The organism is Psychrobacillus faecigallinarum, assembly GCF_014836595.1.
Classification (GTDB): Bacteria; Bacillota; Bacilli; order Bacillales_A; family Planococcaceae; genus Psychrobacillus; species Psychrobacillus faecigallinarum.
The window spans coordinates 154,631-169,792 of record NZ_JACSQO010000006.1 but is presented as its reverse complement, the minus strand read 5'-3'; the positions used below and the strand labels follow the sequence as shown (position 1 = coordinate 169,792).

General features: G+C 39.2%; 16 protein-coding genes and 1 other annotated feature. All 16 genes read right to left on the bottom strand.

Annotated elements, in window-relative coordinates; all coding sequences use genetic code 11:
* Positions 1-4: 4 nt before the first annotated feature.
* Positions 5-424, bottom strand: a complete 420-nt coding sequence (gene rpsL / locus H9650_RS12960) for a 30S ribosomal protein S12 (RefSeq protein ID WP_144540957.1) — start codon at positions 422-424, stop codon at positions 5-7.
* 97 nt (positions 425-521) lie between these two features.
* Positions 522-770, bottom strand: coding sequence for a ribosomal L7Ae/L30e/S12e/Gadd45 family protein (locus H9650_RS12955; RefSeq protein WP_151112048.1), 249 nt, complete (start codon positions 768-770; stop codon positions 522-524).
* 129 nt (positions 771-899) lie between these two features.
* Complete coding sequence (gene rpoC / locus H9650_RS12950) at positions 900-4,502, bottom strand: DNA-directed RNA polymerase subunit beta' (protein ID WP_154312066.1); 3,603 nt, start codon at positions 4,500-4,502, stop codon at positions 900-902.
* 134 nt (positions 4,503-4,636) lie between these two features.
* On the bottom strand, positions 4,637-8,191 hold the full coding sequence (gene rpoB, locus H9650_RS12945) for a DNA-directed RNA polymerase subunit beta (RefSeq protein WP_191697390.1): 3,555 nt from the start codon (positions 8,189-8,191) through the stop codon (positions 4,637-4,639).
* 228 nt (positions 8,192-8,419) lie between these two features.
* Positions 8,420-9,022 (bottom strand): class I SAM-dependent methyltransferase, encoded by a 603-nt coding sequence (locus H9650_RS12940; RefSeq protein WP_144540949.1) that lies wholly within the window; start codon positions 9,020-9,022, stop codon positions 8,420-8,422.
* A 77-nt stretch (positions 9,023-9,099) separates the two neighbouring features.
* Positions 9,100-9,462 (bottom strand): 50S ribosomal protein L7/L12, encoded by a 363-nt coding sequence (rplL, locus tag H9650_RS12935; protein WP_144540947.1) that lies wholly within the window; start codon positions 9,460-9,462, stop codon positions 9,100-9,102.
* Between the two features lie 70 nt (positions 9,463-9,532).
* Positions 9,533-10,033, bottom strand: coding sequence for a 50S ribosomal protein L10 (gene rplJ, locus H9650_RS12930; protein WP_144540945.1), 501 nt, complete (start codon positions 10,031-10,033; stop codon positions 9,533-9,535).
* 33 nt (positions 10,034-10,066) lie between these two features.
* Positions 10,067-10,210, bottom strand: a sequence feature (ribosomal protein L10 leader region).
* Between the two features lie 43 nt (positions 10,211-10,253).
* Entirely contained in the window at positions 10,254-10,946 is a 693-nt protein-coding gene (gene rplA, locus H9650_RS12925; RefSeq protein WP_144540943.1) for a 50S ribosomal protein L1, read from the bottom strand.
* Between the two features lie 128 nt (positions 10,947-11,074).
* Positions 11,075-11,500, bottom strand: a complete 426-nt coding sequence (rplK, locus tag H9650_RS12920) for a 50S ribosomal protein L11 (RefSeq protein ID WP_144541048.1) — start codon at positions 11,498-11,500, stop codon at positions 11,075-11,077.
* Between the two features lie 166 nt (positions 11,501-11,666).
* Positions 11,667-12,200: a transcription termination/antitermination protein NusG gene (gene nusG / locus H9650_RS12915; RefSeq protein ID WP_144540941.1), complete on the bottom strand. Its 534-nt coding sequence runs from the start codon at positions 12,198-12,200 to the stop codon at positions 11,667-11,669.
* A 102-nt stretch (positions 12,201-12,302) separates the two neighbouring features.
* Positions 12,303-12,488: a preprotein translocase subunit SecE gene (secE, locus tag H9650_RS12910; protein WP_144540939.1), complete on the bottom strand. Its 186-nt coding sequence runs from the start codon at positions 12,486-12,488 to the stop codon at positions 12,303-12,305.
* A gap of 43 nt (positions 12,489-12,531) precedes the next feature.
* Entirely contained in the window at positions 12,532-12,681 is a 150-nt protein-coding gene (rpmG, locus tag H9650_RS12905) for a 50S ribosomal protein L33 (RefSeq protein WP_144540937.1), read from the bottom strand.
* A gap of 74 nt (positions 12,682-12,755) precedes the next feature.
* A complete protein-coding gene (sigH, locus tag H9650_RS12900; protein ID WP_144541046.1) occupies positions 12,756-13,427 on the bottom strand; it encodes an RNA polymerase sporulation sigma factor SigH in 672 nt (223 codons plus the stop codon).
* A gap of 44 nt (positions 13,428-13,471) precedes the next feature.
* Positions 13,472-13,981, bottom strand: a complete 510-nt coding sequence (locus H9650_RS12895) for an NYN domain-containing protein (RefSeq protein WP_151112044.1) — start codon at positions 13,979-13,981, stop codon at positions 13,472-13,474.
* Between the two features lie 4 nt (positions 13,982-13,985).
* A complete protein-coding gene (rlmB, locus tag H9650_RS12890; RefSeq protein ID WP_191697389.1) occupies positions 13,986-14,747 on the bottom strand; it encodes a 23S rRNA (guanosine(2251)-2'-O)-methyltransferase RlmB in 762 nt (253 codons plus the stop codon).
* Positions 14,747-15,109, bottom strand: coding sequence for a Mini-ribonuclease 3 (locus H9650_RS12885; protein ID WP_151113819.1), 363 nt, complete (start codon positions 15,107-15,109; stop codon positions 14,747-14,749). The genes rlmB and H9650_RS12885 overlap by 1 nt, the downstream gene beginning before the upstream one ends.
* Positions 15,110-15,162: the final 53 nt, after the last annotated feature.

Below are 15,162 nucleotides of genomic sequence, written 5' to 3'. Positions count from 1 at the left end.
TAAATTATTTTTTAACTTTAGGGCGTTTTGCACCGTATAATGAACGGCTTTGCATACGACCATTAACTCCAGCTGTATCAAGAGCACCACGTACGATATGGTAACGTACCCCTGGTAAATCTTTTACACGTCCTCCGCGGATAAGTACAACACTATGTTCTTGTAGGTTGTGACCTTCTCCTGGAATATAAGCAGTAACCTCTAACGTATTTGTTAAACGTACACGCGCATATTTACGAAGTGCTGAGTTTGGTTTTTTCGGCGTCATAGTACCAACACGAGTACAAACCCCACGCTTTTGAGGCGAGTTAAGATTTGTAGCTGATTTTTTAAAGCTGTTATAGCCTTTTCCTAATGCTGGAGACTTAGATTTAGTGATGTTGGATTTACGAGGCTTACGGACCAATTGGTTAATTGTAGGCATCGATTATTCCTCCCTTCATTTGTTCTTTTAATACCACACATCCAGGTGGTTCATTTTTTGGGTAAAAACAAAGTCTTTGTGTATTACACAAAAACTGTTACACAGTAATCGCCACAACGGCAGCGCTTAAACGCAAACCACAGGCTCTACCAAGCTCTAATTTAGACTCGACATAGGTTATTGGAACATCATTTTCTTGTGCTATCTGACGTGCTAATTCAATGATTCTCAATTCTACATCCAGTGCAATATATAATTCTTTGACAAGCCCTTTTTTCATTGCTTTTACTGCTTGCTTTGTACCAATGATCGTTTTGTCTGCTTGTTTTACTTTTTCATAAGACATTTACATATCCTCCAAAGCTACAAGTCCGATAACTATCAACCTTAAATATATTATCATTCCTTGAAAAAGGTGTCAAGGCTTAACAATAAAATATTAGGGAGAAATATAAATAGTTCTCCCTAATATAAGTTATTCTGCGTTTACTGTTTCTTTTTCAGCATCGGCTTCGTTTGTAGTTATTTGAATTTGACGGTAACGTTGCATACCAGTACCAGCAGGAACTAGTTTCCCAATAATTACGTTTTCTTTCAATCCAAGTAGCTCATCACGTTTTCCTTTAATCGCTGCATCAGTTAAGACACGAGTCGTTTCTTGGAAGGATGCCGCTGATAAGAATGATTCTGTTTCAAGAGAAGCTTTTGTGATACCAAGGATAACTGGGCGACAAGTTGCAGGGATTTTACCTTGTAAAACTGCTTCTTTATTCGCTTCAGCAAATTGGTGGATATCTAAAAGTGAACCAGGTAGCAAGTCAGTTTCTCCTGCTTCAATTACGCGCACTTTGCGAAGCATTTGGCGAACCATTACTTCGATATGTTTATCCCCAATTTCTACCCCTTGCATACGATAAACTTTTTGTACTTCTTTTAATAAGTACTCTTGAACAGTAGAAACATCTTTTACTTTTAACAATTCTTTAGGGTCTACAGAACCTTCCGTTAATACCTGACCACGTTGAATAACGTCATTTGCTATTACTTTTAGACGTGCATTGTATGGAGCTAGATATTTACGTGTTTCTACATTACCTTGAATTGTAATTTCTTTTTGTCCTTCTCTAATTTCGTCGATTTCAGTAACGGTACCAGAAATCTCAGAAATAACCGCTTGCCCTTTTGGATTACGAGCTTCAAAAATCTCTTGAATACGTGGAAGACCTTGTGTAATATCATCACCGGCAACCCCACCTGTATGGAATGTACGCATTGTTAACTGTGTACCAGGTTCTCCGATAGACTGAGCTGCGATAATACCTACCGCTTCCCCTACTTCTACCGTATCTCCAGTTGCTAAGTTCAAGCCGTAACATTTTTTACATACACCATGTTTTGTATTACAAGTAAATGCTGAGCGGATAGTCAATTGAGTAATTCCAGCTTCTTCGATAAGACGTGCGATATCTTGAGTAATCAAGCCATCTCTTTCTAATATTACTTTTCCTGTTTCCGGATGGAAGATTGTTTTCTTCGTGTGACGTCCAACAATACGTTCGCCAAACTCTTCAATTACTTCCGTACCTTCCATAAGAGAGCCTATTAGTAAGCCACGGTCTGTTCCACAGTCATCTTCACGTACGATTACATCTTGAGCTACGTCAACAAGTCGACGAGTCAGGTAACCTGAATCGGCTGTTTTAAGAGCTGTATCGGCAAGACCTTTACGAGCACCATGTGTTGAGATGAAGTATTCAAGTACTGTTAACCCTTCACGGAACGATGATTTAATCGGAAGTTCGATAATTCGTCCAGCCGGATTGGCCATCAGCCCACGCATACCAGCAAGCTGAGTGAAGTTGGACGCGTTACCACGGGCACCAGAGTCACTCATCATGAAGATTGGGTTCATGTTATCAAGTGATTTCATCAGTTTTTCTTGAATAACTTCTTTCGCTCTACTCCAGTGTCCAATAACGCTTGCATAACGTTCTTCCTCTGTTATTAGACCGCGACGGAATTGTTTCATTACTTTATCTACTTTACCTTGTGCTTCTTCAAGAATTTCACCTTTATCTGGAAGTACGACGATATCAGAGATACCGATTGTAATACCAGCTTTAGTTGAATATTTAAATCCAAGTGATTTCATACGGTCAAGCATTTTAGATGTTTCTGTAATATGGAAACGTTTAAATACTTCTGCGATGATATTTCCAAGGATTTTCTTCTTGAATGGTTGAACAAGATCCGTAGATTCAATATGTTTTTTCACGTCTGTCGTAGTAGAGATGAAATATTTTTCAGGTGTTTCTATTTGTAAATTGTAATCCGTTGGTTCGTTAATATACGGGAACGTTTCAGGAAGTATTTCGTTGAAGATTACTTTACCTACAGTAGTCAACAACAACATCTTGTTTTGTTCTTCCGTAAATGTTGGATTTTTCAATGAAGATGCAGCTATGGCAATACGAGTATGCAAATGTACATGACCTGTATTATATGCAATTAGCACTTCTTCTGGACCGTAGAATGTAGAACCTTCTCCTGTTGCGCCTTTACGCTCAAGTGTTAAGTAATAGTTACCTAGTACCATATCTTGAGATGGCGTAACAACTGGTTTTCCATCTTTCGGGTTCAAAATGTTTTGTGCAGCAAGCATTAGTAGACGTGCTTCCGCTTGAGCTTCTGCTGATAAAGGTACGTGAACAGCCATTTGGTCACCATCAAAGTCAGCGTTATATGCTGTACATACAAGAGGGTGAAGACGAATTGCACGACCTTCTACTAATGTTGGTTCAAACGCTTGGATACCTAAACGGTGAAGAGTAGGTGCGCGGTTTAGTAAAACGGGATGCTCCTTGATTACATCTTCTAATACATCCCAAACTTCTGGATGCATACGTTCAATTTTGCGTTTTGCACTCTTAATGTTATGCGCCAAACCACGTTCAACTAGTTCTTTCATAACAAATGGTTTGAATAATTCAATTGCCATTTCTTTTGGAAGACCACATTGGTACATTTTTAGGTTTGGTCCTACTACGATAACGGAACGACCAGAATAGTCTACACGTTTACCAAGTAAGTTTTGACGGAAACGACCTTGTTTCCCTTTAAGCATATGTGAGAGTGACTTTAATGGACGGTTACCTGGTCCTGTTACTGGACGGCCACGACGACCATTATCAATCAATGCATCAACTGCTTCTTGAAGCATACGTTTTTCGTTTTGAACAATGATGCTAGGAGCACCTAAGTCCAATAGACGTTTTAAACGGTTATTACGGTTGATTACACGACGGTATAAATCATTTAAATCAGATGTAGCAAAGCGTCCGCCGTCTAATTGAACCATTGGACGTAATTCTGGTGGAATAACCGGAAGTACATCTAAAATCATCCAATCAGGCTTGTTGCCAGAGTTACGGAAAGATTCTACTACTTCTAAACGTTTAATCGCGCGTGTACGACGTTGACCTTGTGCTGTTTTTAACTCTTCTTTTAAGTTCTCAGTTTCACTTTCTAGATCTATCTCTTGTAATAGACGCTTAATAGCCTCTGCACCCATAGCAGCTTGGAACTTACTACCAAACTTATCTCGGTATGCACGGTATTCTTTTTCAGAAAGTAATTGTTTCTTTTCAAGAGGTGTATCCGCTGGTTCAATTACAACGTAAGAAGCAAAATAAATTACTTCCTCTAGTGATCTTGGAGACATATCCAAAATCAGCCCCATACGGCTTGGAATACCTTTGAAATACCAAATATGTGATACAGGAGCTGCCAATTCAATGTGACCCATACGCTCACGACGTACTTTCGAACGCGTAACCTCTACTCCACATCGATCACAAACTACGCCTTTATAGCGAACACGTTTGTATTTACCACAATGACATTCCCAGTCTTTTGTAGGACCGAAAATACGCTCACAGAATAACCCATCTTTTTCAGGTTTTAGTGTACGATAGTTAATTGTTTCAGGTTTTTTTACTTCTCCATAAGACCATGAACGGATTTTATCTGGTGAAGCTAAACCAATTTTCATATACTCAAAATTATTAACGTCTATCAAGGAGCCTACCTCCCTTTAGTCTTGAGTCTTTAGAAAGACCTTCCAAGTAGCTCTGCATAATGCAATTTAATACGGAAATACGGACAGGCATCACCTGTCCGATTTTTTATCTAATCAATTATTCCTGCTTGACCTTACTCTAAGTTTCCAACTGGCTCTTCTTCATTAGCTAGTGGTAATAAACCAAGTGCATCAGCTGCCGGAATATCGTCATCTTCATCTAAATCACGAAGTTCAATTTCTTCTTCGTCAATTGTTAACATCTTAACGTCCATACCTAAACTTTGTAGTTCTTTAATCAATACTTTGAATGATTCAGGAACGCCTGGCTCAGGAACACTTTCACCTTTTACGATGGCTTCATATGTTTTCACACGTCCAACCACGTCATCGGATTTAACCGTTAAGATTTCTTGTAATGTATAAGCAGCACCATATGCTTCTAGTGCCCATACTTCCATCTCACCAAAACGTTGTCCACCGAATTGCGCTTTACCACCAAGAGGCTGTTGCGTAACAAGAGAATAAGGTCCTGTTGAACGAGCATGAAGCTTGTCATCAACCATGTGGGCAAGTTTGATCATATACATAACCCCTACTGAAACGCGGTTATCAAATGGTTCACCTGAACGACCATCATAAAGTGTCGTTTTACCATCACGGTTCAAGCCTGCTTCTTCCATCGTGTTCCATACATCTTCCTCGTTGGCACCATCAAATACAGGTGAAGCCATGTGAACACCAAGAAGTCTAGAAGCCATACCTAAGTGAAGCTCTAGTACTTGCCCAATATTCATACGAGAAGGTACCCCTAGTGGATTTAACATAATGTCCACTGGTGTTCCGTCTGGAAGGAAAGGCATATCTTCTTCCGGAAGAATACGAGAGATTACCCCTTTGTTACCATGTCGTCCGGCCATTTTATCCCCTACAGAGATTTTACGTTTTTGAACGATATAAGCACGTACTAGTTGGTTAACACCAGGTGATAGTTCATCCCCATCTTCACGATTGAAGACTTTTACATCTAATACAATTCCGCCTGCACCATGAGGTACACGTAGAGATGTATCGCGAACTTCACGAGCTTTTTCTCCGAAAATAGCGTGAAGTAGACGTTCTTCAGCAGTAAGTTCTGTAACTCCTTTAGGCGTTACTTTACCTACTAAAATATCTCCGTCTCTAACTTCAGCACCGACACGGATAATTCCACGGTCATCTAAGTTACGTAAAGCATCTTCTCCGACGTTAGGAATGTCTCTCGTAATTTCCTCTGGCCCAAGTTTCGTATCACGTGATTCTGATTCGTATTCTTCAATATGCACAGAAGTATAGACATCATCTTTCACAAGACGCTCACTCATGATTACAGCATCCTCGTAGTTATATCCATCCCATGTCATGAAGGCAACTAGTACGTTACGTCCTAGCGCAAGCTCTCCTTGTTCCATAGATGGACCGTCTGCAAGGATATCTAAAGGTTTAACACGGTCTCCAACCTTAACGATTGGACGTTGGTTAATAGATGTACCATGGTTAGAACGTTCGAATTTGTGAACTTTATAAGTTGTTAAATCACCTTTAACTTCTTTTCCATCCACTTCTTCAATGCGACGAACGCGAATCTCTTTCGCTTCTACATGTTCTACGATCCCGTGATACTTAGCAATAACAGCGGCACCTGAATCACGTGCATTGACATGCTCCATACCAGTTCCGACAAACGGAGCTTCTGGGTTTAAAAGAGGAACAGCTTGACGTTGCATGTTCGCTCCCATTAGGGCACGGTTAGAGTCATCGTTTTCTAAGAATGGAATACATGCTGTAGCAGCAGAAACTACTTGTTTCGGTGATACGTCCATGTAGTCAATTTGATCTCTTCTAAATACCGTGTTGTCACCACGGAAACGGCCAACTACTTCTTCGTTTACGAATGCACCGTCGTCAGAAAGTGGAGAGTTAGCTTGCGCAACAACATAGTTGTCCTCTTCATCTGCTGTTAGATAATCGATACGTGAAGTTACAAGACCAGTTTCAGGGTCAACTCGACGGTAAGGAGTTTCGATAAATCCAAATTTATTTACTTTCGCAAAACTGGAAAGTGAGTTAATTAAACCAATGTTAGGTCCCTCAGGAGTTTCAATTGGACACATACGACCATAGTGAGAGTAGTGAACGTCACGAACCTCGAAGCCTGCACGCTCACGCGTTAAACCACCGGGTCCTAAAGCAGAAAGACGACGTTTATGAGTTAACTCTGCAAGTGGATTTGTTTGGTCCATGAACTGAGATAATTGAGAACTACCAAAGAATTCCTTGATAGATGCAATTACTGGACGAATATTTATCAGCTGTTGTGGAACAATTGCTTGTGTATCGTTTATTGACATACGCTCACGAACTACACGCTCCATACGAGAAAGACCAATACGGAATTGGTTTTGTAATAACTCTCCAACTGAACGTAAACGACGGTTACCTAGATGGTCAATATCATCCGTGTTTCCAACGTTGAATAATAGGTTAAAGAAATAACCAATAGATGACACGATATCTGCAGGCGTAATGTTTTTAACTTCGGTTTCCACATACGCATTACTAATTACATTTATCTCTTTTTGCTCTTCATCATTTGGTGCATAAATTTTAATCGATTGAACCGTAATATCGTCTTCTAAAACTCCTCCAACTTGAGAGAATGTTTTAAATCCAATTCCATTTTCCAAATGAGGGATCAGTCTGTCTAATACACGACGATCGATCAGTGTACCAGCTTCAACTAAAATTTCACCTGTTTCTGGATCCACTAACGTTTCCGCTACTGTTTGGTTAAACAAACGATTTTTTATGTGTAATTTTTTGTTCATTTTGTAACGACCAACATTTGCTAAATCATAGCGTTTTGGGTCAAAGAAGCGAGAGTATAGCAGGCTCTTTGCACTTTCCACAGTTGGTGGCTCGCCTGGACGTAAGCGTTCATAGATTTCTAATAACGCTTTTTCAGTAGTTTCTGTGTTGTCCTTTTCTAGCGTGTTACGTAAATACTCATTGTCACCGAGTAAATCAATGATTTCTTGATCTGAACCGAATCCTAAAGCGCGAAGTAAAACAGTTACTGGTAATTTACGAGTTCTGTCAATTCGAACGTACACTACGTCCTTTGCATCAATCTCGTATTCAAGCCATGCACCACGGTTTGGAATAACAGTAGCACCAAAACCTTTTTTACCATTTTTGTCTGTTTTGTCATGGAAGTAAACACTTGGTGAACGGACTAACTGAGATACGATTACTCGCTCAGCACCATTAATAACGAAAGTACCAGTTTCTGTCATGAGTGGGAAATCACCCATAAAGACATCTTGTTCTTTCACTTCATCCGTTTCTTTGTTGTGGAGACGTACTTTTACGCGAAGTGGTGCTGCGTATGTTGCGTCACGTTCTTTAGATTCATCGACTGAATATTTTGGATCATTCAAACTATAGTCGACAAACTCCAATGATAGATTGCCTGTAAAATCCTCGATAGGTGAAATATCCTTAAACATTTCACGCAAACCTTCTTCAAGGAACCATTCATAAGATGCTGTTTGAATCTCAATAAGATTCGGTAATTCTAGCACCTCACTAATACGCGCAAAACTTCTACGCTGGCGGTGTTGTCCGTACTGAACTAGTTGACCTGTCAACTCATTCACCCCTCAATAAAGCGATAATAGGTCTTTTCGATATAGACATTTTGGTGTATGATATCGAAAGACAAAAAGAAAACGAGTTCTTAATAAGAGCTCATTTTTGATTCACCAAACTTTTTCTCGGCCAGTATACCCATAAAGTATAGCCTTTATACAAAAGGGCATAAGTCCTCAAAATAATATTTTTGCATTTTATTATAATATCATAGCGATTTTGTCAAGTCAATCTTTTGTACCCTTTATAATCCAATAACCTTTTTCTTTGTTCACAACTTCCACTTGACCAAAAATCTCTTCTAAAAAACTAAAAGTAGATGGTGCCCCTTGTTTCTTTTGAATGACAACCCACAATTCTCCCCCTGAAACTAATTTTTCAAAGGAATCTTTATAGAAACGAAATATAGTCTCTTTTCCAGCGCGAATGGGTGGATTAGTTATAATAGCCGCAAAGTTTGCAGTTTCCACTGCTGACAACCCATCACTTTCATAGATTCGCACATTTTGTACCCCGTTAGCAGCCGCATTTTTTACTGCAAGTTGGATTGCACGCGTGTTAACATCTACTAAATGAACTGTTCTTTCTTCATTTGCTTTTGCAATGGCAAGCCCAATCGGACCATAGCCACAACCAACATCCAAGAAGTCTCCCTCTTGATCTGGCGCTTTGAAAGCATCGATTAATACACGGGAGCCAAAATCTACTTCGCTCTTACTAAAAACACCAGCATCTGTTTCAAATCGAAAATTACGGCCTAGCAATTTAAAGTTCCAATGTTGTGGCTTACTTTCCGTTTGAGGTTTTCTAGAATAATAATGTTCAGACACCGTTTAACCCTCCATCATACATACGAAGAAAAGCTCGTCGTTTAAAGACGAGCTTTTTCCCCGAGTTGTACCAAAAATTACTTAACTTCTACGTTTGCTCCAACTTCTTCAAGTTGTGCTTTCATAGCTTCTGCATCTTCTTTAGATACGCCTTCTTTAAGTGCTTTTGGAGCGTTGTCAACTACTTCTTTAGCTTCTTTCAAGCCAAGACCAGTGATTTCGCGAACTACTTTGATTACTTTAATTTTTTGGTCTCCTGCAGATGCAAGGATAACGTCAAATTCAGTTTTTTCTTCAGCAGCAGCAGCACCGCCACCAGCAGCTACAGCTACAGGTGCAGCAGCAGTAACACCAAATTCTTCTTCAATTGCTTTTACTAAGTCGTTTAATTCAAGAACTGTCATTGATTTGATAGCTTCTAAGATTTGCTCGTTGTTCATTTTATTTTCCTCCTATTATTGGATATGTTTTAGGCTATTAGCCGATTTTTGTGCAAAGTTCCATAAGGAATTATGCGCCTTGCTCTTCTTTTTGTTCTGCAACAGCTTTTGTTGCAAGTGCGAAATTGCGCACTGGAGCTTGAAGTACAGATAAAAGCATAGATAGTAGTCCTTCGCGTGATGGAAGTTCTGCTAAAGCTTTTACATCTTCTGCTGAAGATACGTTTCCTTCGATGATCCCTGCTTTAATTTCTAATTGTTCGTTCTTTTTAGCAAAATCATTAATGATTTTTGCAGGAGCAACTACGTCTTCGTTAGAGAATGCAACAGCATTTGGTCCAACTAAGAATTCGTTAATTGCATCAACTCCAGCGATTTCAGTCGCACGACGTGTAAGTGAGTTTTTATAAACTTTGAACTCAACGCCAGCTTCACGAAGTTGTTTACGTAATTCTGTAACTTGAGCAACATTTAAACCACGGTAGTCTACTACAACTACTGAAGCAGCAGCTTTAAATTTCTCTGCAATGTCGTCTACAATCACTTTTTTCGTTTCAATTGCTTTGCTCATCTTGGCACCTCCTATAAGAATTGGGCCATTTATACCGACAAAAGAAAAGCCTCTGATCTACGGATAGACACAGAGGCAGAAAGTCATCATCTAATTAGAATCTGAATTTACGTGTCCTCGGTAGGATATTAAGCGACAAGTCGCTCCTACTGTCTTCGGTACAAATGTATATTTCACAACAAAAGTCATCTTAACAGATAGACTATTAGGTTGTCAATTATTATTTTACTGATGAAGCATCAACTTTAATAGCTGGACCCATAGTAGTTGTAACATTTACAGACTTCATGTAAATACCTTTTGAAGCAGCAGGCTTAGCTTTTTGAACTACTTCAAATACAGACATAAAGTTTTCTACTAATTTGTCGTCTTCGAAAGAAACTTTTCCGATTGGAGCGTGAATGATCCCTGCTTTGTCAGCACGGTATTCTACTTTACCAGCTTTGATTTCTTCGATAGCTTTAGTTACATCAAATGTAACAGTACCAGTTTTAGGGTTTGGCATTAAACCTTTTGGTCCAAGTACGCGACCGATTTTACCAACTTCACCCATCATGTCAGGAGTAGCTACGATTACATCGAAGTCAAACCATCCTTGTTGGATTTTGTTGATGTATTCCACATCACCTGCATAGTCTGCACCAGCAGCTTCAGCTTCTTTAAGTTTTTCACCTTTAGCGAAAACTAATACGCGTTGAGTTTTACCAGTTCCGTTTGGAAGAACTACTGCCCCACGGATTTGTTGGTCGTTTTTACGAGTATCGATTCCTAGACGGAAAGCAACTTCAACTGTTGCGTCGAAATTAACTGTGCTAGTTTTTTTAGCAAGCTCGATTGCTTCTTTAGCTGAATACAATGTATTTTTATCAACTAATTTAGCAGCTTCTTGTAACTTTTTACCTTTGTTAGCCATTTAAAATGTCCTCCTTGATAGTGGTTTTAGCGGAATAAACCTCCCACGTGTAAAGGTTGCAGTTATTCTTAGGAACAACTACAACCTTCCAAAAAAACAATTGCGTCATATCAAAATCACATTAAGTATTAGTCTTCGATCGTAATACCCATGCTACGTGCTGTACCTTCAACCATCAACATAGCTGTTTCAACAGATGCAGCGTTTAGATCTGGCATTTTTTGTTCAGCGATTTCGCGAACTTTATCACGTTTAACTGTCGCCACTTTAACGCGGTTTGGTTCACCTGATCCAGATTGAATTCCTGCTGCTACTTTAAGTAACACTGCTGCCGGCGGAGTTTTTGTAATGAAAGTAAATGAACGGTCTTCAAATACAGAAATTTCAACCGGAATGATTAGACCTGCTTGATCAGCAGTACGTGCGTTGAACTCCTTACAGAATCCCATGATGTTAACACCCGCTTGTCCTAATGCAGGACCAACCGGTGGCGCTGGATTTGCTTTACCAGCAGGAATTTGTAATTTTACAACTTTAATCACTTTTTTAGCCACGAGACACACCTCCTTAAGTCCGTGATGTGGTAATTGGGTTGCCCCTCCCACTCAAATATCTGTCTCTCAGCTCTGCGCTGATAACATTTAGAAAATTCATGCAGACTTTTTTTCAGTCTGACCTTTGAAATGATACCACTTATCCATTTTTTTAGCAAGTAATAAATTATACTTTGATTACTTGTTCGAAATCTAGTTCCATATTTGTTTCGCGACCAAACATATCGATAGAAACAGTCACTTTGCCTTTTTCGGCTTCAATAGCTTCTACTTTACCTTGGAAATGCGCAAATGGTCCTTCTAATACTTCTACCAATTCTCCGATGGAGAAGTCTACTTCAACTTTGCGATCATTCATACCCATTTGTTTTAACATGGATTGAACTTCTTCTGGAGCAAGAGGAGTTGGTTTTGTACCGCCGCCTGATGAACCAAGGAAGCCAGTAACACCAGGTGTGTTTCTCACTACATACCAAGCATCGTCTGTCATGATTAACTCAACAAAAACATATCCTGGAAATGTTTTTCTAGTTACTACACGTTTTTTCCCATCTTTGAAATCTGTTTCTTCTTGTTCAGGGATGAACACTCGGAATATCTTATCAGACATCCCCATTGTTTCTACGCGTTTTTCTAAATTTGCTTTTACTTTATTTTCATACCCAGAGTACGTATGAACAACATACCAATTTTTTTCCATAGTGTCGGGACTTAAGCGTCCTTCCCTCCTTTTCTAAGACAAATGAAAAAACCCGTTCGTTGACTAAGACGGGCTATTTTCAAATATTTACATGCTACAAACCTATAACTCCAAGTACCAACGGAACAATTCAGAAATTCCTAAGTCTACTACTGCAAAGAATACAGCCATAACCACTACTGTTGCAAGCACAATGATTGTATAGCGTGTTAACTCTTTACGTTTTGGCCAGCTTACTTTTCTCATTTCTGATACTACGTTTTTAAAAAAACCACCAATATTAGCCATTTTAGCTAAACCTCCACATGGAAAATCTATCTTACTTCTATACTCATATCGTTTGTTTGTGTACTGTATGAGCATTACAATGCGTGCAATACTTTTTTCTTTCTATGCGAACAGAACCGGTATCTTTAGATGCAGGGACTGTATAATTGCGGTTACCACATTCTACGCAACTCAAGACAATTTTCTTAGTCATTTTCTCACCTTTTCGGCGTATAAGTCTTTTTCAAGATTATCACCTTCGCCATACCATGTCAACAAAATCCCAAATTATGCATAATTACTTCCAATTTCCATATAACGCTCCAGTTTACGTTTTACTCGCTGTAACGCGTTGTCTATAGATTTAACATGACGATTCAATTCTTCAGAAATTTCTTGGTAGGACTGTCCATCTAAATACAAGGCGAGCACTTGCTGCTCTAGTTCACTTAATATCTCTCCCATTTTACCTTCAATGTAATCATAATTCTCTCTATTTATGATTAATTCTTCAGGATCGTCTACAACTGAGCCAGCAATCATATCCATTAGAGTTCGATCTGATTCTTCATCATAGATAGGCTTGTCCAAGGAAATATAAGAATTAAGCGGGATATGTTTTTGCCTAGTAGCTGTTTTAATAGCAGTAATAATCTGTCTAGTTATACAGAGTTCAGCAAAAGCTCTAAAAGATGAAAGTTTCTCTTCTCTAAAATCTCGAATCGCCTTATATAAACCAATCATTCCTTCTTGCAGAATATCTTCTCTATCAGCACCTATTAAAAAATAGGATCTACCTTTCATTCTTACAAATGATCGGTATTTCGTTATCAAATAATCTAGCGCTTCAGTGTTTCCTTGATGAACCATCTCTACAAGCTCTTCATCTAGTAAACTATCCAATTGTTGTAGATCCAGCTCTGTTTTTTCCAATGAAGTCACCTCAGCTAAATTAGACATATTTACCATCAGTATACAGGAAGCAAATTTATAGCGTCAATGAGTCATTTCATTCCTCTTCGCCATTTTTCGAAAATTTCCGCTACTTCCTCCGATAAAATAATTGTCGAAGTTGGCTTATTCTCTTGGATATTCTTCACTTTTTTCGTAATATTCGAGGAAATAGAAAGCATTTCAATTTCTAGTTCTCTAGCAGATTTTCTTAGCGCACCTTGTCCAAATATGACCCTTTGTTCTGTCATATCAGAGGTGGCTACATAGATTTGCACTCGCCTTCCACTTAGCTCTCGGGTTAGCTTTTCAATCCGTTCGTCTGCTGTTTCATTTTCTCTCGTATAGATAATTTCAACATCATACTGCTTCTTTTTGTTTTCTATACCCGGTACTAAGTGAGCATCAAACACAACTATTACTCGAATACCGGTAAATGCTTTATACTCCGCCATTTGCTCGATTAGTCTATCTCTAGCATCTAGTAATTTATCTTTTTTTAGTTTTCTTAACTCGCTCCATGCGCCGATGATGTTATAACCATCGACAAGTAGAATTTGCATAATCCTATCCTTTGAGCGGGTTTCTTACGCGCAATATTTCATAAAGAAGTATCGACGCAGCAACTGACGCATTCAAGCTAGTTACATGACCAACCATCGGCAAATGGTAAAGAAAGTCGCATTTATCTTTTAACAATCGGCTCATCCCTTTTCCTTCACTGCCGATTATTAGAGCTAGTGGAAGTGTGGCATCCATATTTCTATAGTCTGTAGATTTGGCAGCATCCGTACCTGCAATCCATACCCCACGCTCCTTGAGCTCGTCCACTGTTTGCGCCAAATTTCCTGCACGATAAACCGGTATATGCTCAATAGCACCTGTAGATGCTTTTGCTACGACTGCAGTTAAACCAACCGCTCTTCGCTTCGGAATGATAATACCATGCGCTCCTACCGCATCTGCAGTTCGCATAATGGACCCTAGGTTATGCGGATCTTCAATTTCATCCAAAATAATAAAGAGAGGATCCTCTTTTTTACTCGCAGCTAGATTAAACAAATCGTCTAATTCCGCATATTTATAGGCAGCAACAGATGCAACAATTCCTTGATGATTTGCATCGGTTAAATTATCCAGTTTTTTCTTTGGTACGAACTGAACAATAATGCCAGCCTCCTTTGCCAGTTGAATAATTTCCGTCACTCCACTTTTTTGGATGCCTTCCGCTATCCACACTTTGTTCATATCTCTTCCTGAACGTAATGCCTCTACTACAGGGTTTTTACCAGCAATAATTTCTCCTGTTTGTTCTGTTTGATCAGCCATTATTTTTTCTCTCCTTTCTGTCCATCAATGAAGTCAATGGAAAAATTCAGGACCTCTTGCAGGCGTTCTGCTTGCTCACTTAAGTATAAGCTTCCAATAACTGCTTCAAACGCGGTACTATAATGATACGTTAAAACGTCTGTATTTTTAGGGACAGTTCCAGATTTGGCATTTCTGCCTCTTCTTAAAACAGCCTCCTCTTCCTCTGTCAAAAATTTAGTGTTTAACATTTCTTTCACTATCATCGCTTGCGCCTTGGCAGATACATACTTTGTTCCTTCCTTATGCAGGATATTCGGTCTTACACGCCCCGAGCGGATGAGGTGTTCGCGCACAACTTGCTCGAACACCGCATCTCCCATATAAGCTAAGGCCAAGGAATTAAGTTGCTTTACGTCAGATACTTTAAAGTTTA

Bases quoted from the DNA above. Each gene is read 5' to 3' on its own strand.
- rlmB (WP_191697389.1), bottom strand. From the start codon at position 14,747: ATGGCTGATCAAACAGAACAAACAGGAGAAATTATTGCTGGTAAAAAC.
- rpmG (WP_144540937.1), bottom strand. From the start codon at position 12,681: ATGACTAAGAAAATTGTCTTGAGTTGCGTAGAATGTGGTAACCGCAAT.
- rpsL (WP_144540957.1), bottom strand. From the start codon at position 424: ATGCCTACAATTAACCAATTGGTCCGTAAGCCTCGTAAATCCAACATC.
- sigH (WP_144541046.1), bottom strand. From the start codon at position 13,427: ATGTCTAATTTAGCTGAGGTGACTTCATTGGAAAAAACAGAGCTGGAT.
- secE (WP_144540939.1), bottom strand. From the start codon at position 12,488: ATGGCTAATATTGGTGGTTTTTTTAAAAACGTAGTATCAGAAATGAGA.
- rplL (WP_144540947.1), bottom strand. From the start codon at position 9,462: ATGAACAACGAGCAAATCTTAGAAGCTATCAAATCAATGACAGTTCTT.
- rplJ (WP_144540945.1), bottom strand. From the start codon at position 10,033: ATGAGCAAAGCAATTGAAACGAAAAAAGTGATTGTAGACGACATTGCA.
- nusG (WP_144540941.1), bottom strand. From the start codon at position 12,200: ATGGAAAAAAATTGGTATGTTGTTCATACGTACTCTGGGTATGAAAAT.
- H9650_RS12955 (WP_151112048.1), bottom strand. From the start codon at position 770: ATGTCTTATGAAAAAGTAAAACAAGCAGACAAAACGATCATTGGTACA.
- H9650_RS12885 (WP_151113819.1), bottom strand. From the start codon at position 15,109: ATGGGAGATGCGGTGTTCGAGCAAGTTGTGCGCGAACACCTCATCCGC.
- H9650_RS12895 (WP_151112044.1), bottom strand. From the start codon at position 13,981: ATGCAAATTCTACTTGTCGATGGTTATAACATCATCGGCGCATGGAGC.
- rplA (WP_144540943.1), bottom strand. From the start codon at position 10,946: ATGGCTAACAAAGGTAAAAAGTTACAAGAAGCTGCTAAATTAGTTGAT.